The organism is Kineococcus sp. GCM10028916 (assembly GCF_042674865.1).
Taxonomy (GTDB): Bacteria; Actinomycetota; Actinomycetes; order Actinomycetales; family Kineococcaceae; genus Kineococcus.
In genome coordinates this window covers 275,924-301,045 of record NZ_JBHTFM010000003.1, presented here as the reverse complement: position 1 = coordinate 301,045, position 25,122 = coordinate 275,924, and the positions used below count along the sequence as shown (strand labels likewise).

Annotated in this window: 31 protein-coding genes; 18 read left to right on the top strand and 13 right to left on the bottom strand. The window is 72.7% G+C overall.

Annotated elements, in window-relative coordinates:
• Positions 1 to 41 precede the first annotated feature (41 nt).
• A complete protein-coding gene (locus ACFQ46_RS03960) occupies positions 42 to 794 on the top strand; it encodes an SDR family oxidoreductase (RefSeq protein WP_380257402.1) in 753 nt (250 codons plus the stop codon).
• Between the two features lies 1 nt (position 795).
• On the opposite strand, the gene ACFQ46_RS03955 is transcribed toward ACFQ46_RS03960, so the two are convergent.
• On the bottom strand, positions 796 to 2,460 hold the full coding sequence (locus ACFQ46_RS03955) for an alpha-keto acid decarboxylase family protein (protein ID WP_380257400.1): 1,665 nt from the start codon (positions 2,458 to 2,460) through the stop codon (positions 796 to 798).
• Positions 2,461 to 2,561: 101 nt separating this feature from the next.
• Here ACFQ46_RS03955 and ACFQ46_RS03950 point away from each other — a divergent pair, with 101 nt between their 5' ends.
• From ACFQ46_RS03950 to ACFQ46_RS03930, 5 genes are all read left to right on the top strand, one after another.
• On the top strand, positions 2,562 to 3,017 hold the full coding sequence (locus tag ACFQ46_RS03950; RefSeq protein WP_380257398.1) for an Lrp/AsnC family transcriptional regulator: 456 nt from the start codon (positions 2,562 to 2,564) through the stop codon (positions 3,015 to 3,017).
• A gap of 148 nt (positions 3,018 to 3,165) precedes the next feature.
• The gene (locus tag ACFQ46_RS03945; protein WP_380257396.1) at positions 3,166 to 5,181 is read left to right on the top strand and encodes an alkaline phosphatase; all 2,016 of its coding nucleotides are present in this window, start codon (positions 3,166 to 3,168) and stop codon (positions 5,179 to 5,181) included.
• A 163-nt stretch (positions 5,182 to 5,344) separates the two neighbouring features.
• Positions 5,345 to 5,698, top strand: a complete 354-nt coding sequence (locus ACFQ46_RS03940; protein WP_380257394.1) for a nuclear transport factor 2 family protein — start codon at positions 5,345 to 5,347, stop codon at positions 5,696 to 5,698.
• A 132-nt stretch (positions 5,699 to 5,830) separates the two neighbouring features.
• A complete protein-coding gene (locus tag ACFQ46_RS03935; RefSeq protein ID WP_380257392.1) occupies positions 5,831 to 6,094 on the top strand; it encodes a hypothetical protein in 264 nt (87 codons plus the stop codon).
• Between the two features lie 23 nt (positions 6,095 to 6,117).
• Positions 6,118 to 6,660: an AAA family ATPase gene (locus tag ACFQ46_RS03930; protein ID WP_380257390.1), complete on the top strand. Its 543-nt coding sequence runs from the start codon at positions 6,118 to 6,120 to the stop codon at positions 6,658 to 6,660.
• Here ACFQ46_RS03930 and ACFQ46_RS03925 read toward each other — a convergent pair.
• The 3 genes from ACFQ46_RS03925 to ACFQ46_RS03915 are packed head-to-tail and all read right to left on the bottom strand — an operon-like array spanning position 6,602 to position 8,133.
• Complete coding sequence (locus ACFQ46_RS03925) at positions 6,602 to 7,357, bottom strand: uridine kinase (RefSeq protein ID WP_380257388.1); 756 nt, start codon at positions 7,355 to 7,357, stop codon at positions 6,602 to 6,604. The two genes, ACFQ46_RS03930 and ACFQ46_RS03925, sit on opposite strands and share 59 nt — an antisense overlap.
• Entirely contained in the window at positions 7,354 to 7,746 is a 393-nt protein-coding gene (locus ACFQ46_RS03920; protein ID WP_380257386.1) for a VOC family protein, read from the bottom strand. Before ACFQ46_RS03920 ends, ACFQ46_RS03925 begins: the two co-directional genes overlap by 4 nt.
• A gap of 39 nt (positions 7,747 to 7,785) precedes the next feature.
• On the bottom strand, positions 7,786 to 8,133 hold the full coding sequence (locus tag ACFQ46_RS03915; RefSeq protein WP_380257384.1) for a hypothetical protein: 348 nt from the start codon (positions 8,131 to 8,133) through the stop codon (positions 7,786 to 7,788).
• A gap of 99 nt (positions 8,134 to 8,232) precedes the next feature.
• Here ACFQ46_RS03915 and ACFQ46_RS03910 point away from each other — a divergent pair, with 99 nt between their 5' ends.
• A complete protein-coding gene (locus ACFQ46_RS03910; protein ID WP_380257382.1) occupies positions 8,233 to 8,901 on the top strand; it encodes a GNAT family N-acetyltransferase in 669 nt (222 codons plus the stop codon).
• Between the two features lie 50 nt (positions 8,902 to 8,951).
• Here the strand turns inward: ACFQ46_RS03910 and ACFQ46_RS03905 are convergent, their stop codons facing one another.
• On the bottom strand, positions 8,952 to 9,743 hold the full coding sequence (locus ACFQ46_RS03905; protein ID WP_380257380.1) for a TetR/AcrR family transcriptional regulator C-terminal domain-containing protein: 792 nt from the start codon (positions 9,741 to 9,743) through the stop codon (positions 8,952 to 8,954).
• Between the two features lie 170 nt (positions 9,744 to 9,913).
• Here ACFQ46_RS03905 and ACFQ46_RS03900 point away from each other — a divergent pair, with 170 nt between their 5' ends.
• The 5 genes from ACFQ46_RS03900 to ACFQ46_RS03880 all read left to right on the top strand — a co-directional run bounded on the left by ACFQ46_RS03900 (position 9,914) and on the right by ACFQ46_RS03880 (position 13,061).
• The gene (locus tag ACFQ46_RS03900) at positions 9,914 to 10,327 is read left to right on the top strand and encodes an Asp23/Gls24 family envelope stress response protein (protein WP_380257378.1); all 414 of its coding nucleotides are present in this window, start codon (positions 9,914 to 9,916) and stop codon (positions 10,325 to 10,327) included.
• A gap of 49 nt (positions 10,328 to 10,376) precedes the next feature.
• A complete protein-coding gene (locus ACFQ46_RS03895) occupies positions 10,377 to 10,538 on the top strand; it encodes a hypothetical protein (protein ID WP_380257376.1) in 162 nt (53 codons plus the stop codon).
• Between the two features lie 83 nt (positions 10,539 to 10,621).
• Entirely contained in the window at positions 10,622 to 11,335 is a 714-nt protein-coding gene (gene aqpZ / locus ACFQ46_RS03890; protein ID WP_380257374.1) for an aquaporin Z, read from the top strand.
• Between the two features lie 51 nt (positions 11,336 to 11,386).
• Positions 11,387 to 12,187 carry a phosphotransferase gene (locus ACFQ46_RS03885; protein ID WP_380257372.1) on the top strand — a complete coding sequence of 267 codons (801 nt, stop codon included), beginning with the start codon at positions 11,387 to 11,389 and terminating at the stop codon, positions 12,185 to 12,187.
• 4 nt (positions 12,188 to 12,191) lie between these two features.
• The gene (locus ACFQ46_RS03880; RefSeq protein ID WP_380257370.1) at positions 12,192 to 13,061 is read left to right on the top strand and encodes a GNAT family N-acetyltransferase; all 870 of its coding nucleotides are present in this window, start codon (positions 12,192 to 12,194) and stop codon (positions 13,059 to 13,061) included.
• 26 nt (positions 13,062 to 13,087) lie between these two features.
• Here ACFQ46_RS03880 and ACFQ46_RS03875 read toward each other — a convergent pair whose 3' ends face one another.
• Positions 13,088 to 13,915, bottom strand: coding sequence for an alpha/beta fold hydrolase (locus ACFQ46_RS03875; protein ID WP_380257368.1), 828 nt, complete (start codon positions 13,913 to 13,915; stop codon positions 13,088 to 13,090).
• A gap of 101 nt (positions 13,916 to 14,016) precedes the next feature.
• Between ACFQ46_RS03875 and ACFQ46_RS03870 the strand changes: the two genes are divergently transcribed.
• The gene (locus ACFQ46_RS03870; RefSeq protein ID WP_380257366.1) at positions 14,017 to 14,586 is read left to right on the top strand and encodes a TetR/AcrR family transcriptional regulator; all 570 of its coding nucleotides are present in this window, start codon (positions 14,017 to 14,019) and stop codon (positions 14,584 to 14,586) included.
• A gap of 3 nt (positions 14,587 to 14,589) precedes the next feature.
• Complete coding sequence (locus ACFQ46_RS03865; RefSeq protein ID WP_380257364.1) at positions 14,590 to 15,036, top strand: Lrp/AsnC family transcriptional regulator; 447 nt, start codon at positions 14,590 to 14,592, stop codon at positions 15,034 to 15,036.
• A gap of 17 nt (positions 15,037 to 15,053) precedes the next feature.
• On the opposite strand, the gene ACFQ46_RS03860 is transcribed toward ACFQ46_RS03865, so the two are convergent.
• From ACFQ46_RS03860 to ACFQ46_RS03850, 3 genes are all read right to left on the bottom strand, one after another.
• Complete coding sequence (locus ACFQ46_RS03860; protein WP_380257362.1) at positions 15,054 to 16,616, bottom strand: diguanylate cyclase; 1,563 nt, start codon at positions 16,614 to 16,616, stop codon at positions 15,054 to 15,056.
• Positions 16,617 to 16,670: 54 nt separating this feature from the next.
• Entirely contained in the window at positions 16,671 to 17,042 is a 372-nt protein-coding gene (locus ACFQ46_RS03855; protein WP_380257360.1) for a hypothetical protein, read from the bottom strand.
• A 205-nt stretch (positions 17,043 to 17,247) separates the two neighbouring features.
• Positions 17,248 to 17,652: a hypothetical protein gene (locus tag ACFQ46_RS03850; protein WP_380257358.1), complete on the bottom strand. Its 405-nt coding sequence runs from the start codon at positions 17,650 to 17,652 to the stop codon at positions 17,248 to 17,250.
• 757 nt (positions 17,653 to 18,409) lie between these two features.
• On the opposite strand from ACFQ46_RS03850, the gene ACFQ46_RS03845 reads away from it, so the two are divergent.
• Positions 18,410 to 18,913 (top strand): hypothetical protein, encoded by a 504-nt coding sequence (locus ACFQ46_RS03845; RefSeq protein ID WP_380257356.1) that lies wholly within the window; start codon positions 18,410 to 18,412, stop codon positions 18,911 to 18,913.
• Positions 18,914 to 19,019: 106 nt separating this feature from the next.
• Here the strand turns inward: ACFQ46_RS03845 and ACFQ46_RS03840 are convergent, their stop codons facing one another.
• Together ACFQ46_RS03840 and ACFQ46_RS03835 are read right to left on the bottom strand one after the other, a co-directional pair.
• Positions 19,020 to 19,394, bottom strand: a complete 375-nt coding sequence (locus tag ACFQ46_RS03840) for a GNAT family N-acetyltransferase (protein ID WP_380258411.1) — start codon at positions 19,392 to 19,394, stop codon at positions 19,020 to 19,022.
• Positions 19,395 to 19,463: 69 nt separating this feature from the next.
• Positions 19,464 to 19,991, bottom strand: coding sequence for a MarR family winged helix-turn-helix transcriptional regulator (locus tag ACFQ46_RS03835; RefSeq protein ID WP_380257354.1), 528 nt, complete (start codon positions 19,989 to 19,991; stop codon positions 19,464 to 19,466).
• A gap of 78 nt (positions 19,992 to 20,069) precedes the next feature.
• Between ACFQ46_RS03835 and ACFQ46_RS03830 the strand changes: the two genes are divergently transcribed.
• Together ACFQ46_RS03830 and ACFQ46_RS03825 are read left to right on the top strand one after the other, a co-directional pair.
• Positions 20,070 to 21,368 carry an FAD-dependent monooxygenase gene (locus ACFQ46_RS03830; RefSeq protein WP_380257352.1) on the top strand — a complete coding sequence of 433 codons (1,299 nt, stop codon included), beginning with the start codon at positions 20,070 to 20,072 and terminating at the stop codon, positions 21,366 to 21,368.
• A gap of 311 nt (positions 21,369 to 21,679) precedes the next feature.
• Positions 21,680 to 22,762, top strand: coding sequence for a DUF475 domain-containing protein (locus ACFQ46_RS03825; protein WP_380257350.1), 1,083 nt, complete (start codon positions 21,680 to 21,682; stop codon positions 22,760 to 22,762).
• On the opposite strand, the gene ACFQ46_RS03820 is transcribed toward ACFQ46_RS03825, so the two are convergent.
• Positions 22,719 to 23,243: a hypothetical protein gene (locus tag ACFQ46_RS03820; RefSeq protein ID WP_380257348.1), complete on the bottom strand. Its 525-nt coding sequence runs from the start codon at positions 23,241 to 23,243 to the stop codon at positions 22,719 to 22,721. The two genes, ACFQ46_RS03825 and ACFQ46_RS03820, sit on opposite strands and share 44 nt — an antisense overlap.
• 17 nt (positions 23,244 to 23,260) lie before the next feature.
• On the opposite strand from ACFQ46_RS03820, the gene ACFQ46_RS03815 reads away from it, so the two are divergent.
• Positions 23,261 to 23,800, top strand: a complete 540-nt coding sequence (locus ACFQ46_RS03815) for a GyrI-like domain-containing protein (RefSeq protein WP_380257346.1) — start codon at positions 23,261 to 23,263, stop codon at positions 23,798 to 23,800.
• A gap of 309 nt (positions 23,801 to 24,109) precedes the next feature.
• On the opposite strand, the gene ACFQ46_RS03810 is transcribed toward ACFQ46_RS03815, so the two are convergent.
• Positions 24,110 to 25,039 carry an aldo/keto reductase gene (locus ACFQ46_RS03810; RefSeq protein WP_380257344.1) on the bottom strand — a complete coding sequence of 310 codons (930 nt, stop codon included), beginning with the start codon at positions 25,037 to 25,039 and terminating at the stop codon, positions 24,110 to 24,112.
• Positions 25,040 to 25,122 lie beyond the last annotated feature (83 nt).

Here is a 25,122-nt window from a genome sequence, read left to right as displayed (position 1 = left end):
GGTCTCTCCCGCCACGGGATCCGTGGACGCAGGGTGGGGACATGAAGATCACCGGACGCACCGTCCTCATCACCGGCGGCACCGCGGGCATCGGCCTGGGCCTCGCCCAGCGGCTGCAGGCCGAGGGCAACACCGTCGTCGTCGCGGGTCGCCGCACGGCCCTCCTCGACCAGATCGTCCAGGACCACCCGGGGCTGGCCGCCGTCGAGCTCGACGTGACCGACCCCGCCTCGGTCCGGGCCGCCTTCGACGACGTGACCACCCGCTTCCCCGACGTCGACGTCCTCGTCAACAACGCCGGCATCGCGCTCTACGAGGACCTCCGCACGGGCGAGAGCCTCGACGCGGCGATCGACGTCATCACCACGAACCTCATCGGTCCCCTGCGGATGTCGTCGCTGTTCGTGCCGTTCTTCGCGACCCGGGGCGGGGGCACGGTGGTCAACGTGGGCTCCGGGCTGGGTTTCGTCCCGCTCCCGGCCTCCCCCACCTACAGCGCCACCAAGGCCGCGATCCACTCCTACTCCGAGACGCAGCGCGTGCAGCTCGCGGGCAGCGGGATCGACGTCGTCGAGATCGTCCCGCCGGCCGTCCGGACGGAGTTCGGTGGCCAGCAGGACGACGACCGGGCGATGCCGTTGCCGGCCTTCCTCGACGGGGTCATGGCGATCCTGCGCGAGGAGCCCGACGTCGAGCAGGTCGTCGTGGAGGAGGCGAAGCCGTTCCGCTTCGCCGAGGCGCAGGGGACCTACGGGCAGTTCCTGCAGGTACTCGCCGGTTTCCCGGCGCACTGAGTCAGCGGATGCTCCGGGCCAGCTGGACGAGGGAGTCCGGGGCGTCGTCGCGCGGCAGGACCAGCTCGACGAACGCCGCGTGGTCGGGATCCGCGCGGACCTTCTCGAGCGTCTCCACCAGGTCGGCGGGGGTGGCGACCCGGTGGGTCGGGGTTCCCGGCGAGCCCAGCGCGGCGGGCAGCTTGGTCCAGTCCCACGCGACGACCTCCTGGTAGGCGGCCTCGGGGCTGCGGATCGCCCGTTCGACGGTGTACCCGGAGTTGTTGACGAGCAGGATCGTGGGGGTGAGCCCCTCGGCGAGGATCCGGCCGAGTTCCTGGATCGTCAGCTGCGCCGAACCGTCACCGATGACCAGGACGGTCTCGCGTCCCGGCTGGGCGAGCATCGCGCCGAGGGTGGCGGGCAGCGTGTACCCGATGGAGGACCAGACCGGCTGCCCCAGCAGGTCGCAGCTGTCGGGGGTCGTGAGCTCCAGCGCCCCGTAGAACGACGTCCCCGCCTCGGCGACGAGCAGCGTCCCCGGGTTCAGCCACTGCTGCAGCAGGGGCCACAGGTCGGCGTGGGTCAGCGGCCCGTCGGGTTCGGCGGGGACGTGCCGCTCGAGGGCCGGGACCTGCTGGCGGGGAAGGGGTTCGGGGCGCGGGGACCGCGCGTCGAGCACCTCCTCGAGGATGCGCAGCGACTCCTCGAGGTACACCCCGTAGAACGCCGTCCCGGCGATGCGGGCGTGGTCGAGCTGCAGGTCGATCGCCGCGTCGGGGTCGAAGCCGTGGCTGAAGGAGCCGGTGAGGAAGTCCGTCATCACCACCCCGGCGAGGACCAGCGGGTGCGCCGTGTCGACGAAGCGGCGGGTGTCGGCGGACCGGGTGAACTTCCCGGCGTAGACCCCGAGGTTCGCCGGGTGGGACTCGTCGAGCAGCGCCTTCGACGCCGACTGCGTCGCGACCCGGACCCCGTTCTGCGCGGCGATCCCCCGGACCAGCTCCTCGAGGCGACGGCGGTGCAACCGCGGCCCCGCCAGCACCGTCACCTCCGGGGAGTCCCCGAGGAACTCGCCGATCGCGGTGCGGAACTCCTCGACCGCCCCGGCGTCGCTGCGCAGGACCCGCAACGGCCGCGACAGCGGAGCGGCCGAGACCTGCTGCACGGCGACGTCGGCGGGGACCCCGAGGTAGACGGGTTTGGAGGTGCCGACCGCGGTGAGCAGCGCCTGGTCGATGGCGGTGGCCGCCCCCTGCGACCGCACGACGACGGCGGACGCCGTCACCTCCGCGGCGATGCGCACGAAGTGCCCGAAGTCGCCGTCCGCGAGGGAGTGGTGCAGCAGCGCACCGTCGCTCATCGCCCTCGTCGGGGGCAGGCCCACGACGTGCACGACGGGGACGTCCTCGGCGTAGCTCCCGGCGAGGGCGTTGACGGCGGACAGTTCCCCGACCCCGAACGTCGTGACCATCGCCGACGGCCCGCGTCGCAACCGTGCGTAACCGTCGGCGGTGTAGCCGGCGTTCAGCTCGTTGGCCGACCCGACCCAGCGCAACCCGCCCGCGGCAAGCAGTTCGTCGAGCAGGGCGAGGTTGAAGTCACCGGGCAGCCCGAAGAGGTGTCCGATGCCGAGCTGCTCGAGCCGGCGGGCGAGGTAGCCGCCCACGCTGATCGTCGTGGTCATGTCCGCATGACACGCCAACCGGGCGGATCGTGCAACCGACTCCCGCGCCACTGGTCGTTCCGACCAGTCCCGGGCGGCTACCTCCCCCTAGACTGGTCGACGTGACCACCCTGGACGACACGGACCGACGCATCCTCGTCGCCCTCGACACCGATCCCCGCGCCACCGTGGCCCAGCTCGCCATGACCCTCGGCCTCGCGCGGGGCACCGTGCACAGCCGGCTCGAGCGGCTCGCCTCCGACGGCAGCCTGCGACGGAACTCCACCCGGCTGGACCCCGCGCGGCTGGGGTTGCCGATGCGGGCGCTGGTCACAGCGGGTGTCGACCAGGACGAGTTCGAGGGGATGGTCGAGGACATGTCCGGCATCCCCGAGGTCGTCGAGTGCCTCGGCATCTCGGGCGACTCCGACCTCATGATCCAGATCGCCGCGCGCGACGCCGACCACGTCTACGACATCACCCAGCGCATCATGCGGTGCCGCGGGATCCGCCGGACCTCGACGTCGATCGTGCTGCGGGAACTGCTGGGTTTCCGGATGGACCACCTGCTGGCCTGAGGGCGCCCGGCGCGACGAGGACCAGGGTGACGGTGCTGTGCACCGCCTGTTCGTCTGGCGTTCTCGGCCAGTTCCACGGGCACTGCCACGTTGTGCCTGCCCGTGAGCCGGCGCCGATCGCGTCGGAGGTTCGAACGAGAGGTACCCGGTGTCCGACACCCAGTCCAGCACGAACGACGACGGTTCGCAGGACCGTCGCGGATTCTTCACCCGTCGAGGCCTGCTCGGCACGGGCGGCCTCGCCACCGCCGTCGTCTTCGGCAAGGGTCTCGTCGACGCGTCCGCCGCGTCCGCCGCCCCCGCCTACGTCCCCGCGCAGCTGAACGTCAAGGACGCGCACTACACGACCACGTTCCGCCGCATCGCGCTCAGCTCGGGCACCGGCAGCGCCGTCAAGGTCCTCCCGATCGACCGCGCGAAGTTCCAGGCGGGCGCGAAGTTCGACCTGCGCATCGAGGCCACCGGGGTCGACCCCGAGACCACGAAGATCGTCATCAAGGTCAGCGACGGCAGCGGCCCCGCGCCGCTGCTCGCCCCCGCACCGCTGCGCACGAGTTCCGCCCCGGACTCCGTCGAGGTCACGTTCAAGGACCTGGTCTACCCCGCCGCCGGCAGCTACACGATCGCCGCGGCCGTCACCTCCTCCGCCGGCTCCGCCTCGCAGGAGGTGAAGCACGAGGTCGTGCTGTCGAAGACCGACGCCAAGACCGCGAAGAACGTCATCTTCTTCCTCGGTGACGGCATGGGCCAGGCCGCCATCACCGGCGCCCGGATCCTGTCCAAGGGCATCACCGAGGGCAAGTACGACTCCCTCCTGGAGATGGACACCCTCGACTTCCGCGGGAACGTCACCACCTCCGGCTGCGACTCGATCGCGACCGACTCCGCGAACTCGATGTCCGCGTACATGACCGGCCACAAGTCGGCCGTCAACGCCATGGGCGTCTACCCGGGCAACTCCGAGGACCCGACCGCCAGCCCGCACGTCGAGACCATGGCCGAGGTCCTCAAGCGGTCGCGGGACATGTCGATCGGCATCGTCACCACCGCCGAGGTCCAGGACGCCACTCCCGCCGCGGTCTTCGCGCACACCCGTCGCCGTTCCGAGTACGCGAGCATCATGGACCAGGCCCTCGAGCCCGGTCAGATGCCCGACGTGTACATGGGTGGCGGCCGCGCGACGTTCCTGCCGATGTCGCAGCCGGGGTCCAAGCGCACCGACGAGCGCAACCTCATCGAGGAGTTCAAGGACAAGGGTTTCGCCTACGCGGCGACCCGCACCGAACTCTCCGCGGTGATGGCCGCCGGCACCCCGGACAAGCTGCTGGGTTCCTTCCACACCGGCAACCTGAACGTCTACATCGACCGCCAGGTCACCCCGAACCCCGCCGTCCTCGGCGAGTTCGACGACCAGCCCGGTCTGGTCGAGATGACCAAGGCCGCCCTGAAGGTCCTCGAGAAGAACGACAAGGGCTTCTTCCTGATGGTCGAGGGCGCCTCGATCGACAAGTCCGAGCACCCGCTCGACGGCCCCCGCGCCGTGTACGACGCGATCGAGCTCGACCAGGCCGTCGGCATCGCCAAGGAGTGGGCGAAGGACCGCGACGACACCCTGATCGTCGTGACCGCCGACCACAACCACGCCATGAGCATCGCCGGCACGCACACCCTCTCCAAGGAGGGGTCGCCCGCGCGCCAGCAGAACGGCGTCTACGCCGACGCCGGGTTCCCCACCTACGTCGACTCCAACGGTGACGGGTTCCCCGACGACCCGAACCCCGACGTGCAGTTGTTCTTCGGCTGGTCCAACCACCCCGACCACCCGGACGACTTCGCGCACAACGCCGTCCTGGCCCAGCCGGCGCTGGAGGACGCGGCCACCGGCCTCGCGTTCCCGAACCCGGCCCGCGACCCGGGCGCCGTCGTCCAGATCGGCAACCTGCCGATGGAGGACACGAACTGCGTCCACACCGTCGAGGACGTCTTCATCGGCGCCTCGGGCCCCGGTGCGCAGCGGTTCTCGAAGCTCCTCGACAACACCGAGGTCTTCCACAACGTCTGCGCGGCCCTGGGTCTGGAGATCCCGACCTACTCGCTGAAGTCCACCAGCGCCAAGGTCGCCGAGACCGAGGTCGCAGCCGCCGAGACCGCCCGCGTGAGCTGACACCTCCCTGACGAACGCCCCCTGCCGCACCCAGCGGCGGGGGGCGTTCGGCGTTCCGGCTCCGTCGTCCGGCGGGTGCGCGGACACCGCGGTCCAGGGCATGGTGGACCCCGAAGACCCCGCTGGGGACAGCCCGGACACCGACCGTCGACCGAGGAGAGCCATGACCGTCGAAGAACTCGTGCACGCCAACCTGATGCAGGTCTTCGGCGAGCGGGACCCCGAGCGGCGCTGGGCGAGCGTCGTCCGCGTCTACGCCCCGGACGTCGTCTTCGCCGACCCGGAGGAGTCGGTGGTGGGTCACCGGGCGCTGAACGACAAGGCGCAGCGACTGCTCGACGCATCGCCGTCCTTCGTCTTCAGTCCCGGCGGCGAGGTGCAGGTCGTGCAGGACCTGGGCCACCTCGCGTGGCAGTTCGGGCCCGAGGGCGAGGCCCCGGTGGTGCGCGGAGTGGACATCGTCCTCGTGGCGGACGGCGTGATCACCAAGGTCTGGACCATGCTCACGACATCCTGACCCGGACCGGTTCCCAGGCGGGGGGGCGAGCCCGACCAGGACGCAGGAGCACCGGTCGCCCAGGGAACCGATCGGCGTCGGCCCACCTCCAAGCGGCGTGAGCGACCCCGCTCCGCAGAGAGGTGGTGCAGCGTGACCGGTCTGGTGGTCCTGTTCGTCGTCTGCTTCGTCGTCCTGGGCGGCGTCTCCCTCTGGCGCTCGCTGACCGGTACCGGCCGGTCGGGCGGGTCCTCCCACCCCTCGTTCCCGGGCGGGAGCGACGGCGGTGGCTCGTCGGGTTCCTGGGACGGCGGTTCCTCGTCCGGGGACTGCGGCGGCTCCTTCGACGGCGGCTCCTCCGGCGGCGGCTCCTCCGGCGGCGGCTCCTCCGGCGGCGGGGACGGCGGTTCCTGCTGACACCGGGCGGGGACGGGGGTGTCGTGGCTGCCCGGGGAGTGACCGTCGTCCTCATGGTCGGGTTGCCCGGTAGCGGGAAGACGACCCGCGCCCGCCAGCTCGAGGCGGAGGGGGCACTGCGCTTCAGCCTCGACGAGTGGATGCTGCCGTTGTTCGCCGGCGAGAACGGGACCCGTCAACGCGACACCCTCGAAGGTCGGCTGATCTGGGCGGGACTGCGGGCCGCGGAACTCGGGGTCGACGTGGTCCTCGACTTCGGGTTCTGGTCCCGCGCGGAACGTGACGCCCTGCGCCACCTGTTCGCCGCCGTGGGCGCGGAGTGCGTGGTGGAGTTCCTGGACGTCGATCCCACGACTCAGTGGGAGCGGGTGAGCAGGCGCCAGGTCGAGGCCCCCGGTGACACGTTCGCGATGACCCGTGGGGAACTCGACCACTGGCGCACGCTGTTCGAGGTGCCGACGGCGGAGGAACTCGCCACGACCACGAACGGGCCGCCCGCCGGGTTCCTCACGTGGTCGGCGTGGGCGGCGGACCGGTGGCCGTCCCTGCCCGACCAGGGACGCTGACCGCGACCTCGTGGGGCCGCAACGGGATCACCGGCGTCCCCGCGACGACGACGTCGGCACGCTCCCACGGGCGGTCCGCCGCGAGGAACCGGAGTTCCTCGTCCATCCACTGGTGCCAGAACGCGATCGTCCCCGCCTCGTCCCCGTTGACCCCCGACGCGGTGTCGCGGGCGATCCCCCGACGTTCCGCCTGCGCGAAGTCCGACTGCACCCACACCACGACGTCGAGGAACTCCGACAGTTCCCGCCGACCGGCGCCCACCCCTTCGACGACGAGCAGGTCGGTCCCCTGGGGCACCTCGACGGCGCCGTCACGGCCGTGCACGGGCCAGGCCGGTGGGCGGTAGCGGACGCCCTCCCCGCGGCGGGCGGGGACCAGGACCCCGTCGCGCAGCAGGTCGGCCCAGTCGAAGAAGGAGTGGTTCCAGGCGACGTCGTCGGTGTGGACCGCACCCGCCCGCAACCCCTCGGCCACGGCCCGGGTGACGAGCCGGTCGGTCAGCGTCGACTTCCCCGACGCCCCACGACCGTCGACGGCCAGCACGACCGGCCCGTTCCGGGGGGCCACGGGGGCGAGGACCCGGCGGAGGAGGTCCCCCAGGTCCAGCGGGGCCCACGGTCCCGCCGCCGGCTCCACCGCGGGCACCGTCATCGTCGTGCCCACGTCCCGGCCCGGGGGCGGCGTCTCCCCGCTCACTCGGGGAGGTACAGGCAGAAGACGTGGCCGTGCGGGTCGCGCATCACCCGGACGGTGTCCTGCGGCTGGAACTCGAACAGTTCCGCACCTGCGGCGACGGCGTGCGCGACGCCCGCGACGAGGTCGTCGACGGCGATGTCGAGGTGGTCCTGCACCTGCTGGTCCCCGGGGCGCTGCGGCCATTGCGGCGGCACGTAGGCCGTCTCGCGCTGGAACGAGATCCCGACCCCGCCGTCGGGGGCGCGCAGCACGATCCAGTCCGGCGACCACTGCTCGGGTTCCATCCCCAGCAGGTGCTGGTAGAAGGTCGCGAGTTCCGGGGGTTCGGGGGAATCGAGCACGACCGCCGACAACCGCGGGCGACCGCTCTGCGTCGTGGAGGTGTTCACCCGCACAGCCTGCCGTCGGGGAACGGGTGTGTCACCCCCTCAGCGACGGACGCGGACCGTGCGCCAGATGTCGCGCAGCGCCCAGGGCACGGCCACGACGAGCCAGGCCGCGAGGCCGACGAGGCTGCCCGACCAGAGGAGGAGCGCGGTGATCGCGACGAGCACGAGCGTGAGGACGATCCGACCGATCGGGCCGAAGGTCACCGAGGACCCGGCCCAGCGCGACTTCCGGTAGGCGGGCCGCTCGAGCCGCGGTGGGTCATCGGTGCGGTGGGTCTGCAGGGAGGCCGCGAACCGGGCGTCGGGTGCGGGCGCGAAGCAGAGCCCGCACCACTGGTCCGTGGGGGCCAGGGCGCGGCCGCACTGACCGCACCCGGTTCCCGCCACGTCTGCCCGATCGGCAGGTTCGGCCCCGGTCTTGAACCGGCCGGGAGACGGGGTCGACGTGCTCACCGCGGAGGGAGACGTCGCGGGCAGGATGGTCCGGTGGACTCAGCCCTGGTCGACGTCGTGCGCCGCCACTGGGAACACCTCGCCGGTCCGGGGGCCCGCTTCGCCCCGGTCGAGGAGGCGCGCGCTCTGGTCGCACCGGGTTCGGTGGTCTTCCCCGCCGGCTGGTGCGGGATCGTGACGATCGCCGGCCGGGTCCTGGCCACCGCCCCCGACGCCGACGGAGCCCGGGTTCTCGACGACCACCTGCGCGGAGGCCGACCGTCCCCTCCTGCCGTGCTCGGACCGGCCCGGCTGGCGTACCTGGCCCGCGACGTACCTCTCCCGACCGTGCCCGGGGAACTCCACCCCACCGACCCGGGCGATGCCCTGCAGAACCTGCTGCGCGGCTGTTCCGCCGACGACGTGGGCGAGAGCGGGATGACCGGGATCGACTCTCCCGCGTTCCTGGTCGTCGAGGACGGCGAGACCCTCGCCGCGGCGGGGTACGAACTCTGGCCGAACGACGTCGCCCACCTCTGCGTCCTCGTCCGGGCCGGCGCGCGGGGGCGCCACCTGGCCCGCACCGTCGCCGCCCGCGCGAGCGCGCACGCGCAGTCCGCCGGGCTGCTGTGCCAGTGGCGCGCCCGCCCGGCGGACTCCCTCCGGGTCGCGCGGAGCCTGGGCTACGAGGTGCTGGGGAACCAGCTCGGGCTGCGCTGGTAGCGGCGGAGGTCTCCCGCGCGAGCGGGGCCGAGGAGTCGCGGCACCCGGACTCAGGCGCCGCTGCCGCCGAGCACCTGGGCGGAGATCCGGTCGATGAGGCTCTCCAGCGACTCCTCGAACTCCTGCAACGCCCGGTCCTCCCCCAGCCTCCGGGCCAGGCGCCGCACGATGGGCGCGTCGTCGAGGCCCCCGACGGGTTCCTCCTCGTCCACCAGGTCCAGGGGCCCGACCGCCCCGCCGCGCTGGGACACCTCCAGGAGCAGGTTCCCCAGCAGGAAACTGGTGAACGCCCGGTAGGCCGCCACGGCCTCCTCGTCGGAGAACCCCTGCTGCACCAGCCCGGAGAGGAACGTCTCGACCCAGCTGATGCTGCGCAGCGGCGGACGCAGCCACGGCGCCTCGGGGGGCGTCGAGGCGATGAGGGGGAAGGCCTTGGGGTGGGCGATGGCCATGCGCCGGACACCGTGCGCCATCCGCTGCAGGAAGTCCTGCCACCCGTGCTCGGGGGACCGCAGGACGTCCGCGTCGTGGTCGAGCTCGCCGACCAGCGCGTCGACGACCCCGTCGAGGAGGGCCTCGCGGCCCGGGACGTAGCGGTAGAGGGACATCGCCTCGACCCCGAGCCGCGCCCCGAGGCGTCGCATCGTCAGCGCGGCCAGGCCCTCCTCGTCGATGGAGTGCAGGGCCGTGGACAGGATGCGCTCACGACTGAGCGGGACCCGGTCGGAAGGCCGTTCCTGCCCGTCGACCACCAGCTCGTCCACGTCGGGGAGGTGGCCCGGATCGGGTTCGTCGCTCCGCTGCGCCCCGGTGGGCCCACCGTCGTCAGGGTCTGCCGCCACGCCCCGATCCTGGCACCGCTGCTCCCGTTGCGCCTTCCCCGGGGCCGGCAGCGGTCCGGACGGGTGTCGCACGGGCCTCACCCAGGCTGGCGCTCATTCAACTTACGGTGTAAGTCTCTTCCTGACCCGTCCGCCCAGGCCGGGTCGACGACGCCCGAGAGGACGGTCCCGTGCCGCAGGACACCGCCAGCAGTTGGGCCGCGACCCCCGAGGGGAGCACCACGATGGCCGACGACGTGGTTGCCACCATCGCCGGCATCGCCGCCCGCGAGGTGCCAGGGGTGTTCGCCCTGGGCGGCAGCGCGGACCGCGCCGCCGCCGCCGTGCGCGAGCGCACCCCCCGCAACCGGTCGGACCTGACGACGGGTGTCCACGCGACGGTCGGCGAGACGCAGGCCGTGGTCGACGTCGTCGTCGTCGTGGAGTACGGCAGCGACGTCGTCGACGTCGCCGCCGGGGTGCGGCGCGAGGTGGCCGCCGCCGTCCGGCGGATGACCGACCTGACGGTGACCGAGGTCAACGTCACCGTCCGCGACCTGCACCTGCCCGTCGGGGGCGAGGACCCCGCCGAGCGGATCCGCTGACGACCGCCCCGCCACCCCGGCGCTGCACCACCACACCGAGGAGAACTCCGTGCCCTTCCTGATCGACACCGTCCTGCGGCGGTGGCTGCTCACCGCCGTCGCCGTACCCCTCGTGGCCTCCGGGGCCCGCCGCCTCGCCCGCCGCCTCGAGGCGCGACGCGGCGGCGCCACGTCCGCGCGCCGTCGGAGTCTGCTGCGGGGCCGACGGTGAGCGCGTCGAGTCGTCGCGGCGCCTCCGCGCGCGCACCCCGGGCGGCTGACACCCCGGGCGCGGCCGAGAAACCGAGGCCGGCCGTGAAGCTGGCGGCGGAGGCGATCGGGACCTTCGTCCTCGTCCTGGGCGGGTGCGGGGCCGCCGTCCTCGCCGCCTCGACGACGACCACGGACGGCGCCGCCGTGGGCATCGGCTACCTGGGGATCGCCCTGGCCTTCGGGCTGACGGTGCTCGTCATGGCCGCCGCGTTCGGAGGGGTGTCCGGTGGGCACTTCAACCCCGCCGTCAGCCTCGGCCTCGCGGTGGCGGGACGCCTCCCGTGGCGGGACCTCCCGGGGTACGCGCTGGCGCAGGTCGTCGGCGCCGTCACCGGGGCGGCGGTCCTGTTCACCGTCGCCTCCGGGCGCCCGGGTTTCGACGCGGCGGCCTCGGGGTTCGCCACCAACGGCTACGGCGAGCGTTCACCGGCCGGGTACTCCCTGCTCGCGGCCCTCGTGGTCGAGGTCGTCCTCACCGCCGTCTTCGTGCTGGTCGTCCTCGGCGCCACCGCACCCCGCGCACCGAAGTCCCTGGCCCCCGTGGCGATCGGGCTGGCCCTGACGTTGATCCACCTGGTGTCGATCCCCGTCACCGGCACCTCGGTGAACCCGGCGCGTTCCATCGGTCCGGCCCTCTTCGCGGGAGGACCGGCACTGGCGCAGCTCTGGCTCTTCGTCCTCGCCCCGCTGGCGGGCGCCGCGATCGCCGGCGCGCTCCACGTGGGGTTGTTCCGAACCCCCGGGCACCGCGACTGACCTGAGGGAAACCGGGTGCGCGACGGCAGGGCCGTGCTGCACGGTGGGTCCGTGACCGGCACCCCGCCCGACGAGACCGCCCTCACCGGTGGTGGCCGCAGCACCGTCACCCGTCGGGGTGACGTCGTCCTGCGCCCGGCGCGTCCGTGGTCGCGCAGCGTCGCGGCCCTGCTGCGCCACCTGGAGGACGTCGGGTTCGAGGGTTCTCCCCGCCTCGTCGGCGACGGTTTCGCCGCCGACGGGCGCGAGGCGGTGGAGTTCGTCCCGGGCGGGTTCGTGCACCCGCACGCCTGGTCCGACGACGGGGCCGCCGCGGTCGGCGAACTCCTCCGCCGGCTGCACGAGGCGACGGCGACGTTCGTCCCCCCGCACGACGCGGAGTGGCAACCCTGGTTCGGCCGGGACCTCGGACGGACTCCCCGCGTCCTGGGGCACTGCGACACCGGACCGTGGAACATCGTCGCCAGGGACGGCCTCCCGGTGGTGCTGATCGACTGGGAGACATCGGGTCCGGTCGACCCCCTGGTCGAACTCGCGCAGGCGGCGTGGCTCAACGCGCACCTCGTGGGCGACCAGGTCGCCGAGCTCCACGGGCTCGGGACGGTCGACGACCGCGCCCGACGGTTGCGGCTGCTCGTCGACGGCTACGGCCTGGCCCGCGGGGACCGGGAGCTGCTGCTGGACCACGTGGTCACCGTGATCGTCGCGGACGCCCACACCCAGGCCGTGGAGGCCGACGTCACCCCGACCAGCACCGATCCGGCGCCGTTGTGGGCGATGGCGTGGCGCACCGCCAGCGCGGACTGGGTGCTGCGTCACCGCCGCCCGCTGCTCGCGGCTCTGGTGGACTGAGCCCGTGACGACGTCCTGGCGCATCGCGACCCACGCGGAGGAACCGCTCGACCCCTCCGCGGTGCTCGCCCTCTTCGCGGCCGAGGGGTGGTGGCCCGAGCGCACCCCGTCGGCCGTGCGTGACGTCCTGGAGCGCGGGCCCGCCGTCGCGGCCCGGGCCGGCCGGCGGGTGGTGGGGTTCGCCCGGGCGGTCTCCGACGGCGCGTTCCGCGCGTACGTCGAGGACGTCGTCGTCGACCGGGAGTTCCGCGGCCGCGGTCTCGTCCGGGAACTCCTGGACGCGTTGCTCGCGGAGCTCCCGGACGGTGCGACGACCAGCCTGTTCTGCGACCCGGAACTCGTCGAGCTCTACCGAGGCGCAGGGTTCTCCGACACCGGCCAGGTCGTGCTGCACCGGCGTCCCCGGGTCGAGTTCGTGCTGACCCACCCCACCGAGGCGGACGACGTCCTCACGGCGTACTACGAGGACATCGTCACCCGCTGGTACGGGCATCCCGCGACGCCCGCCGAGGTGAGCCGGGCGATGGCGGAAGGTCCCAGCCACGACCTCACGGGTCCGACGGGCGCGCTGTTCGTGGTCCGTGACGGCTCACGGGAACTCGGCTGCGGCGGGCTCCGCCACGTGGACGCGGACGTCACGGAACTCACCCGGGTCTGGATCACCCCCGCTGCCAGGGGACGGGGTCTCGGCAGCCGGCTCGTCCGGCGCCTCGAGGGTTTCGCCGCGCAGAGCGGACGGACGAGGATCCGCCTCGACACCCGCGACGACCTCGTCGAGGCCCGGGCGATGTACGCCCGGCTCGGCTACGTCGACGTCGAACCCTTCAACGACGACCCGTACGCCCACCACTGGCTGGGCCGCGACCTGCCCTGAACGTCAGGTCGGGTTCAAGACTGGGTTCAGGCCTGGACGAAGGGCAGCAGGATCGCGTTGAGCTCCTCGGCGTGGGTCCAGCCGAGCCCGTGCGGCGCACCGTCGATCTCGTGGTAGTCGGCCTCGGGGAACGCGGCGTGGAACGGACGGCCGGTGGCCTCGATCGGCAGGATCCGGTCCGCGGTGCCGTGGACGATGAGGGCGGGCTTCCCGCTGGCGCGCACCGCGGCGACGTCGGCGGTGAAGTCCTCGATCCAGCTGGGGACGACGGCGTAGGCGGCGACCGGGGCACTGCCCGCGGCGGTGTTCCAGCTGGCGTCCACGGCCTGCTGGGAGATGCGCGACCCGAGGTTCTCGTCGAGGTTGTAGAAGTTCGCGTAGAAGTCGGAGAACCAGGCGAAGCGGTCCTTCTTCGCCGAGGCCGCGATGTCGTCGAACACCGACTGCGGAACCCCCTGGCCGAGCATGCCGGGTTCGACGGAGGCGAGGAACGCGAACTTCGCGACGCGGTCGGCGCCGAAGAGCTTGGTGTAGCGGGCGAGTTCACCGGTCCCCATGGAGAACCCGACGAGGACGACGTCGCTGAGGTCCAGCGTCGTGAGGACGGCGTTCAGGTCGGCCGCGAAGGTGTCGTAGTCGTAGCCGGTGCCCACCTTGGAGGACCGGCCGAAACCGCGGCGGTCGTAGGTGATGACGCGGTACCCGGCGTCGAGCAGTTCGCGGCTCTGACGTTCCCAGGAGGAACCGTCGAGCGGGTAGCCGTGGATGAGGACGACCGGCTGCCCCGTGCCGTGGTCCTCGTAGTACAGCTCGATGGAGGTCGAGTTCTCCTGGCCGACGGTGATGGTGCCCATGGTCGTCTCCTGTGGTCGAGCCATTGAGAACGGTCGTTCTCTGGCGATGGCCCTACAGTAGAGAACGACGGTTCTCAGCGCAACCCCCCAGGAGGCACGAGATGACGACCGACACCGCAGCAGACCGCGACCGCATCGTGGAGGCCGCCGACCGGCTGTTCAACCGCAGCGGCGTGCAGGCCGTCGGGATGGACGCCGTCCGCGCGGAGTCCGGGGTGCCGCTCAAGCGCATCTACGCCGCCTTCCCGTCGAAGGACGCCCTCCTCCTCGCCGTCCTGCACCACCGCAGCGGCAGTTGGGACGCCGGACTCGCCGGGGCGGCCGCCACCGCGACGACCCCACGCGAGCGGCTGCTCGCCGTCTACGACTTCCTCGACGAGTGGTTCCGCGGCAACGACTTCCGCGGCTGCGGGTTCATCAACGCCTTCGGCGAGCTGGGCGGCGTCTCCCCGGAGGTCGTCGACCTGGTGCGGGCGCAGAAGGCGTCCTTCCAGGCCTACGTGGCCGACCTCGTCGACGAGCTGGGCGCCCCGCCGCTGCTCGCACCGCAACTCGCCCTCCTCGCCGAGGGCGCGCAGACGACCGCGGCGATCAGCGGCGACCCCGTCGCCGCGGCACATGCCCGCTCGGCCGCGGAGACCCTCATCGACGTCGCGCTGACGGGACGCTGAGCGGTGCCCCTCGACCTCGACGCCACCGACCACCGCATCGTCGAGCAGCTGCAGCTCGACGGCCGGATCTCCGTCGCCGACCTGGCACGGACGATCAACCTCTCCGCCAGCGCCACCGCCGAACGGCTGCGCCGCCTCACCGAGGGAGGCGTGGTCACGGGCTACAGCGCGGTCGTCGACCCGCAGGCCCTCGGGTACGCGATCACGGCGTTCGTGCGACTGGCCTACCCGACCGGCAACTACAAACCCTTCCACGACGTCGTCGACACGACCCCGGAGATCGTCGAGGCGCACCACGTGACGGGTGCGGACTGCTTCATCGTCAAGGTCGTCGCCCGCTCGATGCCGGACCTGGAACGGATCGCCGGTCGGTTGGCGACGCTCGGTGGCATCACGACGAACGTCGTGTACTCGAGCCCGCTCCCGAGGCGCCGCCTGCCACCGGCCTGAGACCTCCCGCGCCGGACTCAGCGACCGGGGCCCCGAGCGTGCGGTGCGGGTGGGCCCTGCGGCCCGAGGACCCGATTGCGTCCGGCGCGCTTGGCCTCGTAGAGGCGGGCGTCGGCACGGGCCACGAGGTCGGACCAGGTCGTCAGCGACTCGGCGGTGGTCGTGGCGAAACCGACGCTGACCGTGATGGGAATCCCTGCCGCGGAGGGGAACCAGTCGTGCTGCTCGATCCCGGACCGCAGCGCCTCCGTCGAGAGTTCGACGGCGCTGACGGACCACCCCTCCCACACGACGACGAACTCCTCGCCGCCGAGGCGCGCGCAGAACTTCCCCGGGGCACCGTCGACGTAGCGCCGCAGCAGGACCCCCAGCTCACGCAGGACGGCGTCACCGGCGTCGTGGGAACGTTCGTCGTTGACGCGCTTGAAGTGGTCGAGGTCCACGATGGCGACGGTGACGGGGCCGGGTCCGTCGAGCACCTCGCGGACGTGCTCCTCGACGGCGCGACGGTTGGGCAGGCCCGTGAGGGAGTCCGTGAGCGCGAGGGCGCGGAACCTGTCCCGATCGCGTCGGGCGGTGGAGGCGTCGAACTGCACCTGGGCGAGCAGGGCTCGCGCGGCGTTCTGACGGTCCTGCAAGCGCACGTGCTCCCGGTGGAAACGGACGTGCGCGCGGTAGGCCCCCTCCCAGTCGCCCGTCGTGGCGCGGTAGGTCGCGTCCGCCTCCTCGACCTCGGCGAGCACCCCCGGCAGGTGCCGCTCGGTCGCCAGGGTGCGGGCGGTCTGGAGTTGCCCGAAGGCCGCCTCGGTCCGCTCGAGACCGATGAGGATCCGGAACGCCGTGAGGCGCGCGACGGGTTCGTGGTCGGCGCCGTTGTCGGGACATCCCGGCTGGAACGCCTCGGTGATGGCCGACCAGGCCTCCTCGAACCGCCCCGCCCGCAGTTCGACCGTGGCAACGGTGTCGAGGTCGGCCATGCGCAGCGGGATCCCCGAGGCGGTGGCGACGCGGCGCATGCGTGCGGCCAGCCGGACGGCCTCGTCGACGTGCCCGACGTCGGCGTGCTCCCAGGCGGTGTTGTTCAGCGCGAAGAGTTCCAGCGCCGGGTCATCCTCGCTCGCGGCGATCGCCAGGACCTCCGCGATGACGGCCTCGTGGGAGTCGACGGCACGGTCGAGGACGACGGTGAGCGCCAGGAGGTGCTCGGCGCGCAGCCAGGCCGGGGCGTCCGCGGGGAGGACCTCGACGGCGCGGATGGCGTGCCAGCGGGACTCGGCGACGTCTCCCGCCTGCAGGTGCAGCTGGAACCGCAGGAAGTGGGTGCGGGCGAGGAGTTCGTCGTCGCCGGTCTCCTCGGCGACCCGGACGGCGCTCTGCACGATCAGGCCGGCGGTCTCCACGTCGCCCGTCGTGCCGATGACGTCGGCCCGCACGAGGGCGGCGCGGACGGCGGCGACGCGGTCCCCCGCGGCCTCGGCCGCGGCCTCGATCGCCGCGGCGGCCTCGCCCTGGCCCAGCAGTTCGTACCCGCGGGCGCGCTCGAGCGCACGCACCTGGTCCACCAGGGGCGTGACGCTCATCGCGGGGATCGCCACGTCGTGGACATCGGCGTGTCCGGCGGCGACCCTGAGCCTTCAGCCCTCGAGGAAGTAGCGCCGTGCCCCGCCGGCGGGGTCCAGGGTCAGGAACCGCTGCGGCAGGCCGGCCCTGGTCCGCAGCGCGGCGTAGCGCCCCAACGGGCCGTCGCAGGGTTCCACGACCCAGTCGCGGTCGGGGTGCTCGCGTTCGAAGGCGTCGACGTCGTCGAGCAGGTAGACGCCGCCGGCGCCCAGTTCCAGCTCGACGTCGTGCACCTCGAGCAGGACCGCGGCCGTGCTCGTCCCGGGCGCGGCCACCAGCACGGAATCCCGGTCCGGGTGCCACAGCACCGTGAACCCGGACCGCTCGAAGCCCGTCAGCGCCTGCTTGAGGTTCGTCACCGGGTGCTTCTCGAACCCCAGCCTCACCGCACCACCCCTTCGTCGTGTGCGGTCATCCTGCCGCAGACGGGACGTGGTGTCTCAGGACTCCGGTGGCAGTCGATCTGTGAAGACGTCGGTGACGGTTGCGGAGTGAGCAGGTGCCGGCCGCCCCGACGGCACGCACTTCGCGGGATGACCGTGGGTTCCTCACTGGCGGGCGTGAACTGCCCGCCCCACGAGACCGCGCTGGTCACGCGTCCTGGCAGGTCCTTACGTCGGGTACGGCGCGGGCCTGGGGGCAGTCGAGGTGCGCCCAACCCTTCTTCCCGTAGCCGTCGCGGCTGTCGACGAAGACCTCCATGCCGCTGTGGTCAGGCGTCACGCGGTAGTACGTGAAGATCGGGTCGCCCTCGGTGGTGTAGTCGGTCACCTTCAGCTCGGCGCTGGTGCCGTTGGTCTGCGCCGCCAGCAGGCACGCGGTGCCGTCTCGGGGTACTTCTCCCGTCCTGTCGCGGCTGACCTCGCCGCAGGAGGTCAGGTCTCCACGGGTGAGGAAGGACCAGGGCGGCATCTTGAGGACGGCCACGACTGCGGCTACGGCGAGGACGAGGAGGATCAGGACCCATCGGGGCGCGCGTTGAGGTGTCGGTTCCATCAGAGAACCTCGACCGGCGCGGCGGTGGCTGACACAGCGATGTGACGTCTCTCGGCTGAGCACGGTTCCTGAAGGCGCGCACACCGCGGGATGACCGTGACGTCGGTGCAGCGGGGCGACCCCCGTCGTGGGGGAAGACGTGGGTGCGCCGATCTGGTCGCCCGGGTGACCGTTTCGGTTCACCCACGGGTGACCTCATGTGGTGACAGCGGTGGGTGCGACGGCCAGGGCTGAACGCCCGGACATCGGCATGTACGGAAGATCGCTGGGCAACGGTCTGCTGGGTGGTCCAGGGCTTCGACGTTCCGGTGCTCGCGGGCTGGAGGCATGGTTTCTGCGGGTGGTCACCTCCGGCTGGTGCTGAACGCAGGGCGGTGCTGGGGTGCACGCCCAGGTTCTGCCGGTGCAGGAATCGGCGGTGGGAGAACGTGCGCCGTGCGATGTGGTGACCGAGGCGGTTCTCGCTGGCAGGATCGTGCTGTGCCTCGTCGGTGGACGGTGTCCTGTGCGCGGCGGCTGGCCCGCGCTGGTGCACGGCCTGGTCCGCGATCTGGTCTGCGCCGACGTCGCGGGCGGGGCCGGGAGTTGGGTCGTGAGGTGGGTCGGCGGGCGCTGATCTTCACGATCGCCGCGGTGATCGCCTTCCCGATCGCACTGGGGGGGTTTGTTCTTCAGGGCGCCGGGGCAGGAGCGGGTGCGAGCATCGCATCCGCCTGGCGTAGTGGTTCACGACTGTGACGTCGCTGAGGTCAGCGTGGTGCAGCTCAGTGCCCGGCTGCGCCAGGTGCCGGCTGGGTCATCGCCGCAGTCGTCGACCACAGTGGTGACAGGGCTGGCGGATGTGGTGCTCACGGCCCGGATCGCGGACGCGGCTCTGCAGGTGGGGCCGCAGGTGGCGGTGCTGCTGCGTCCGTGTGAGGCGGCGGCGATCGGGGTGGGCCTTTCGGTGCCGCGCGGCGTTGGGGATGTGGACGGGAGCAGGCACGACCCGTCGGCCGCTGCGGGATTGGTGGTGCAGGGCCTGTCGCGGCGGGTGCACGCTGGAGAGGCCAGTGTGTACCTCAGTGACTCCTCGCAGGTGCGGTGCCGGGACGGTGGTGTGTGCGGGACGTGGACGGGCTGGTGCCTGACGCTGGAGTCGGCCGGTTCTGGGCAGGTGAGTTTCTCGGTGCCAGTGCGGTCGGGCGCGCGAAGTCGTGACCTGACTGGTCTGGGTGGTTGGGGTGTCCTCGACGTGACCGTCTGGGTCAAGGGAGGGTGAGCACCGGTATGGGCGCCGGGGCTTCCGTCGGTACCGTCGAGCCTGTGCAGGCGCACCTCCTCGCGGCATGAACCGTGACGTCGAGTCCGGAGCAGGACTGCGGTCGCTACGACGTACCGGTAGGGCGGACCCACCGGGCCTCGCGCACGCCGTCCTCGCTCTTGCTGCGCCCGTCGGGGAGGAAGCGGTGCTTGCGGTAGAAAGCCTGGGCGCGAGGGTTGGGGTCTGCGACCCACAGGGCAGCCGACTCGTCAGGGTCGAGGACGGCGTGGAGCAGCGCCGGCCCTGCTCCGCAGCCGTGGTGGGCCGCGTCGACGTAGATGAGGTGCAGCTGAAACTCTTCGGTGGCGCCGGGCTCCGTCGTGGGGCGGCGACGAGGAAGCCAGGACGACCGGGCCGCACCAGCGGAGGTGGAGGTTGCGGGGCCACTCCTGCAGGCGGGGGTGGGCGCGGGGGGGTCGGTGTGTCGTTCACCGGTGATCTCCTTGCCGTCCTGGTCCGGTCGGGCAGCGCGCGCACCGCGGGACGACCGGTGGACCGGGCCCGCACCTCAGGGGCTGCGGCGTTCGCCGACGTCTGCGCCGGCTGAGCGCAGCTGCTCGTTGTGAGCCGCGGTGGCCGCGACCACTCCGGTCAGGAGACGTTCCACCTGCTCCAGGGCGGCGTCGTCGTAGTCGTCCAGCACGTCGTCCAGCGCGTGCCCGGTGCGTTCGAAGAAGGCGGTGGTCGCGGTACGGGCGGCAGGGGTGAGGCGGAGCCGGATGATCCGCCGGTCGGTGTCCTCACGGTTGCGGACCACCATCCCCGCGTCCTCGAGGCGGTTGAGCAGGCTGGCGGTGGCGCCGGAGGTGAGCCCGATGCGTTCCGCCAACCGCGCCGGCGTCAACGGCGTCCCGCTGGCCTCGGCCCACAGCACCTCCGCCACGGCCACCGCGTCGCTGCCGTGGACCCCGAGTGCCCGAGCCAGGTGACGGGTCAGCTCGACGTGGGTGTCGGTGTAGGCACGCAGCAGCTGCAGCACCCGCGCACGTCGCCCCGGCGCGAACAGGGTGTCCGCCCGGTCGTTCGCGCGTGCCATGTCCCCGAGGTTACTCCGCCGTGCAGTACCTTGAGCATGAAGGTACTTTACGGTCAAGCAATCGAGGAGATGGTGACGATGGGAACGGACGTCCAGACCCGAGTGCTGGTGACCGGAGGCAGCATCGCCGGGCCCGCGGTGGCCCACGAGCTGTGGCGGGCCGGCTTCGCGCCGACCGTGCTGGAACGAGCACCACGACCCCGCACCGCCGGCCAGAACGTCGACGTGCGCGGTCCGGCGCGGGAGGTGCTGCGCCGGACGGGGTTGTACGAGGCGGTGGCCGCCGCGGGGACCGGAGAGGTCGGCACGCGGTTCCTGCGACCCGACGGCTCGGCCTACGCCTCCTTCCCCGTCCGCGATCACACCCACCGCCCCGGGGCCGACCGTGGCGGGGACGGGCCCACCGCGGAACTGGAGATCCTGCGCGGCCGGCTCTCGCAGCTGCTCCTGGAAGCCACCGGCGGAGACGTCGAACACCGCTACGGCGAACACCTCGTCCACGTCGAGCACGACGCTCCCGGCGGGGGCGTCGACGTCGTCACCTCCCGCGGATCACGGGAGCACTACGACCTGCTCGTCGTCGCGGAAGGCAAACGCTCGGCGACCCGCGACCTCGTCTTCACCGACGGCGGGCGGAGCGAGGTCACCTGCACCGACCGGGGCCAGTACGTCGGCTACGGCCGGATCCAGCCCAGCGGCGACGACGACCAGTGGTGGCGGTGGCTGACGGCTCCCGGTGGTCGCATCGTCTCCCTGCGCCCCGACGACGTCGGAACCACGCGCGCGACGCTGGCCTTCATGGCGCCACCGATGGGCCTCCACCGCCTCGGTGTCGAGGCTCAGCTCACGGTGCTGCGCGAGCGGTTCGCCGACGTGGGCTGGCAGACGCAGCGCGTCCTCGACGGGTTCGCCGCCGCTCCGGAGGAGTTCTACCTCGAACGGGCCGAGCAGGTGCGCACTCCGCGCTGGTCGCGCGGGCGGGTGGTCCTGCTCGGGGACACCGCGTGGGGCGGGCCGACGGGCATGGGGACCAGCCTGGCCCTGCTGGCCGCTCACGTGCTGGCCGGCGAGCTGGCGCTCGAACGTGACCGGGCCCTGTCCCGGGGAGCTTCGGTGGAGCCCGAACGAGCTCTCGCCGCCTACGAGCAGCGACTCCGCTCCTACGTGGACAAGACCCAACGGGTGAGGCCGGGGATCCCGGCGCTGGCCTGCCCGAAGAGCCGCTGGGGTCTGACTCTCCTGCACGGGGCCCACCGCCTGGCCGCCACCCCCTTGCTGCGCGGAGCGGCCGAACGCGCCCTGCTCGCCTCCACCTCGGACACCGTTGAACTACCGGACTACCGATCAGCGACCACCCGGGCATCGCGACGTCCGTGACCGTGGAGCGGGGGCAGAGGCGGGACGGGTCACCACCGAGGCGGCAGGAAGCACCACCAGTGTCCTGCGCCACGACACTGCCGCAGCCGGGAAGGGCGTGCATCGTTCGAACACCTGTGCGAAGATGATCCCGGGTCGGCCGGACGGTGTGGGGAAGCTCCGCTCGGCCGACCCACCCTGTGGAGCGCCGGGTCACTCTCCCTCCGCCGGATCTTCACCCTCCGACGGCACCCGTGCGCTCGCGGATCCGCACCCGGGCGTGCGACGGTTGAACCGTCCGAGACCCCGCCCCGCGAGATCCCGGGAGACCCGTGAGCTCCACCCTGAGCACGACCACCCCCCTGCGCCGGCGCGACGTCATCGGCCTGCCCGTGGCCCTCGCGCTCCTCGGCGGAGCCGCCGCCTGGGTCCTCGAGGGACCCCACGCCGCCGCGGCCCTCGTGACGCTCGCCGCGTACGAGGTCGCCCTCAGCGTCGACAACGCGGTACCCATGGCCGGGGTCGCCGGCCGGCTGCACCCGAGGATGCGTCAGGTGTTCCTGACCGCCGGGCTGTTCGTCGGCGTCGTCGTCATGCGGTTGTTCGTCCCCCCGGTGGCGGTGGCGACGGCCGGGGGCGAGGACGTGGCGGAGACGACGACGGCGATGGTCGCGGACCCGTCGCACTACGCCGCCGACCTCGCCGGTGTCCGCCCGGGGCTCGCCGCCTTCGGCGGGGTGTTCCTGTGGATGGTGTTCACCGAGTACCTGTTCAACTGCGAACGCAAGGACCGGCCGTTGTGGATCGCGCCGCTGGAGCGGCCGTTCTTCCGCCTGGCCCGGCCGCGACTCGTGCAGTTCTGCACCGCGGCCGTCCTGGCCGGCGGCGCGATCGCCTGGGCCCCGACGGGGAACCGCACGACGGTGGCCGCCGCCGGCGCTCTCGGGATCGCCGGGTACGCCCTGGTGAAGGCCGGGGCGCGGCACGTGTGGACGCACGCGGTGGCCGTCGTCGTCGAGCGCGCGCTCGCGGTGTTCCTGCTGCTGGAGATCCTGGACGGCACGTACTCCTTCAGCGACACCGGCACGGGGCTCCCGGCCTGGGAGCGGCTCGTGATCGCCGTCGCCGGGGTCAGCATCGGGGCGGTGTTCCTCGTGCGGCTGACGCGTCGCCTCGACTCCGGGGAGGCGCTGAAGCGCTACGAGCACCTCCCCGCCGGAGCCGCCTACGTCCTGGGCGTCCTCGGTGTGCTGCTGTGGGTCTCGCTGGTCGCGCCCATCCCGGGACTCCTCGCCGGCTGGTTCGGCGCGGTCGTCATCGGGACCTCGCTGCTCACCTCACTGGTCCACAACCGGAGCCGCGGTCGCACGGTCAGTGGGTCAGCAGTGCCTTCGCCACGGCGACCCCGGCGCTGACCGCCGCGAGGACGATCCCGCCCCACAGCGCCGTGGCGGAGGGGTCGCGACCGCTGAGGCGCTCCGTCACCACCCCCGTGATCGCCAACCGCAGCACGACGAAGGCGATGCCGATCCACAACGCCAGCTGGGCCGGGAGGATCTCGAGGGTCCCCAGCAGCACCAGGAGGACGGGGACCACCCCCGACGTCGCGATCGGGGTGGCGTCCCGCAACTCCTCGGCGAGCTCCTCCCGGGGCCTGCCCGGGAGGTGGTCGGGGCGGACGCGTTCGGAGACGAGGTCCGCGGCGATGTGCGCGATGAACGTCGCGACCGCGGTCGCGGCGACGGCGATCGCCGCGCGCCCGGTCTCGACGGCACGGGAGTCCACGGCGACGAGCGCCCCGAGCACCGTGATGTTGCCGTAGACGAAGGCCGAGGTGCGGTGCCGGGCGCGGACGACGTCGAGCCCACCGTCGCGACGGTGCCGGAAGCTGGCCATCGCGCCAGCCTAGGGCGATGAGTCCGCGGCCCCCGACGAGTCCCTCCACCGTGCACACCACGCTGACCCACGACCCGGTCGTCCTCGAACGCCCGGCGCAGCCCTACCTCGGGACCCGCCGTCCGGTGACCATGGCGACCATCCCCGAGATCGCCGACCGCCTCGGCGATCTCGTCGCGGCGGTCCTGGCCGCGGGGCGGGTGCCCGCCGGGGCCCCGTTCCTGCGCTACCTGGTGATCGACATGGACGCGACCCTGCTCGTCGAGGCCGGGGTACCCCTCGACGAACCCCTCGGGGTGCAGGCCGGTGACGTCTACGACGGCGAACTCCCGGCCGGTCGTTTCGTCACCGTCACCCACTCCGGCCACCCCGACACCCTCGTCGGTGCCACGGGGGACCTGTTGCGCTGGGCCGACTCCCGGGGCCTCAGGTTCGACCGCCGACCGGGCCCGGACGGGGACGTGTGGGGGTGCCGGCTGAAGAACTACCTGACGAACCCCGCCCAGGAACCGGACACGAACCGCTGGGAGACCGAACTCGCGTTCCGGTTGGCCTGAGCCGGGTTCTGCGTGCGGTGGCGGTGACCCCCGGCGCGCCGGAACGACGAACGCCACCACAGCGGACGCGGTGGTGGCGGACGTACGACGCGGCGACGCTGCACGCGTCCCTGCGGACGCGCTCACTGCAGGCGCGGCGTCTGGTGGTCAGCCCCCCGACCACCAGACGCGACACCGCGTTACCCCCCTGAGACCAGACGTCGCTCGCAGGCCCCCCGGCCTCCGAGCCCCGCTCCCCCCGGACTCAGGGGCCTTATCGGCGTCACCCGTTCGGGCGTTACAGATCTGCCGGAGAAGTTTTCGGGCGCTTCACCAGCGGTCGTGCACGTGCTCGGCGACGAGGTCGCGGTAGACCTCCTGGACGGCGTCGAGCTGGGCGGCGGTGGGCGCCGCGACGTCGGCCGCCGCGGCGTTCGCGCGAGCCTGCTCGGGGTTGCGGGCACCGGGGATGACGACGCTGACCCCGGGCTGCTCGACGATCCAGCGCAGCGTGAAGGCGGCGAGGGGGACGTCCCCGGCGACCCCGGCCAGCCGCTTGGCCGCCTGGACGCCGGCCCCGAGCGGGACCCCGGCGAAGGTCTCCCCGACGTCGAAGGCCTCGCCGTTGCGGTTGAAGGTGCGATGGTCGTCGGCGGCGAAGGTCGAGTTCTCGTCGATCTTGCCCGTCAGCAGGCCCGAGGCCAGCGGCACCCGGACGACGACGCCCACGCCGGCCTCGGCCGCGGCGGGCAGGAACTCGGTGACGGGCTTGAGCCGCAACGGGTTGAGGATGATCTGCACGCTCGCCACGTTGGGGCGGGCGACCGCGTCGAGACCCTCGGCGACGGTCTCGACGGAGACGCCGTAGGCGCGGGTGCGGCCCTCGGCCACGAGGGTGTCCAGCGCCTCGTAGACCGCGTCGGTCGTGAGGACGGGCGGCGGCGGGCAGTGCAGCTGGACGAGGTCGAGGGTGTCGACACCGAGGTTCTCGCGGCTGCGGTCGTTCCAGGCCCGGAAGGCGTCCAGCGTGTAGGCGGAGGCGTCGTGCGGGTCGGCCCGCCGGCCCATCTTCGTGGCGACGAACACGCCCTCGGGTGCCGTCGGCAGGAAGCGGCCGAGCAGCTTCTCGCTGCGCCCGTCCCCGTAGACGTCGGCGGTGTCGAAGAAGGTCACGCCGGCGTCCGCCGCGGCCTGCAGCGTCTCCAGCGCCGCGTCCTCGGCGACGTCGCCCCAGCTCCCGCCGATCTGCCAGCAACCCATCCCGATCGCCCCGACCCTGCGGCCGGTCCTGCCCAACACCCTGGTCAATCCCATCGTCTGCACAGCGTGAGACTACGAGCGGA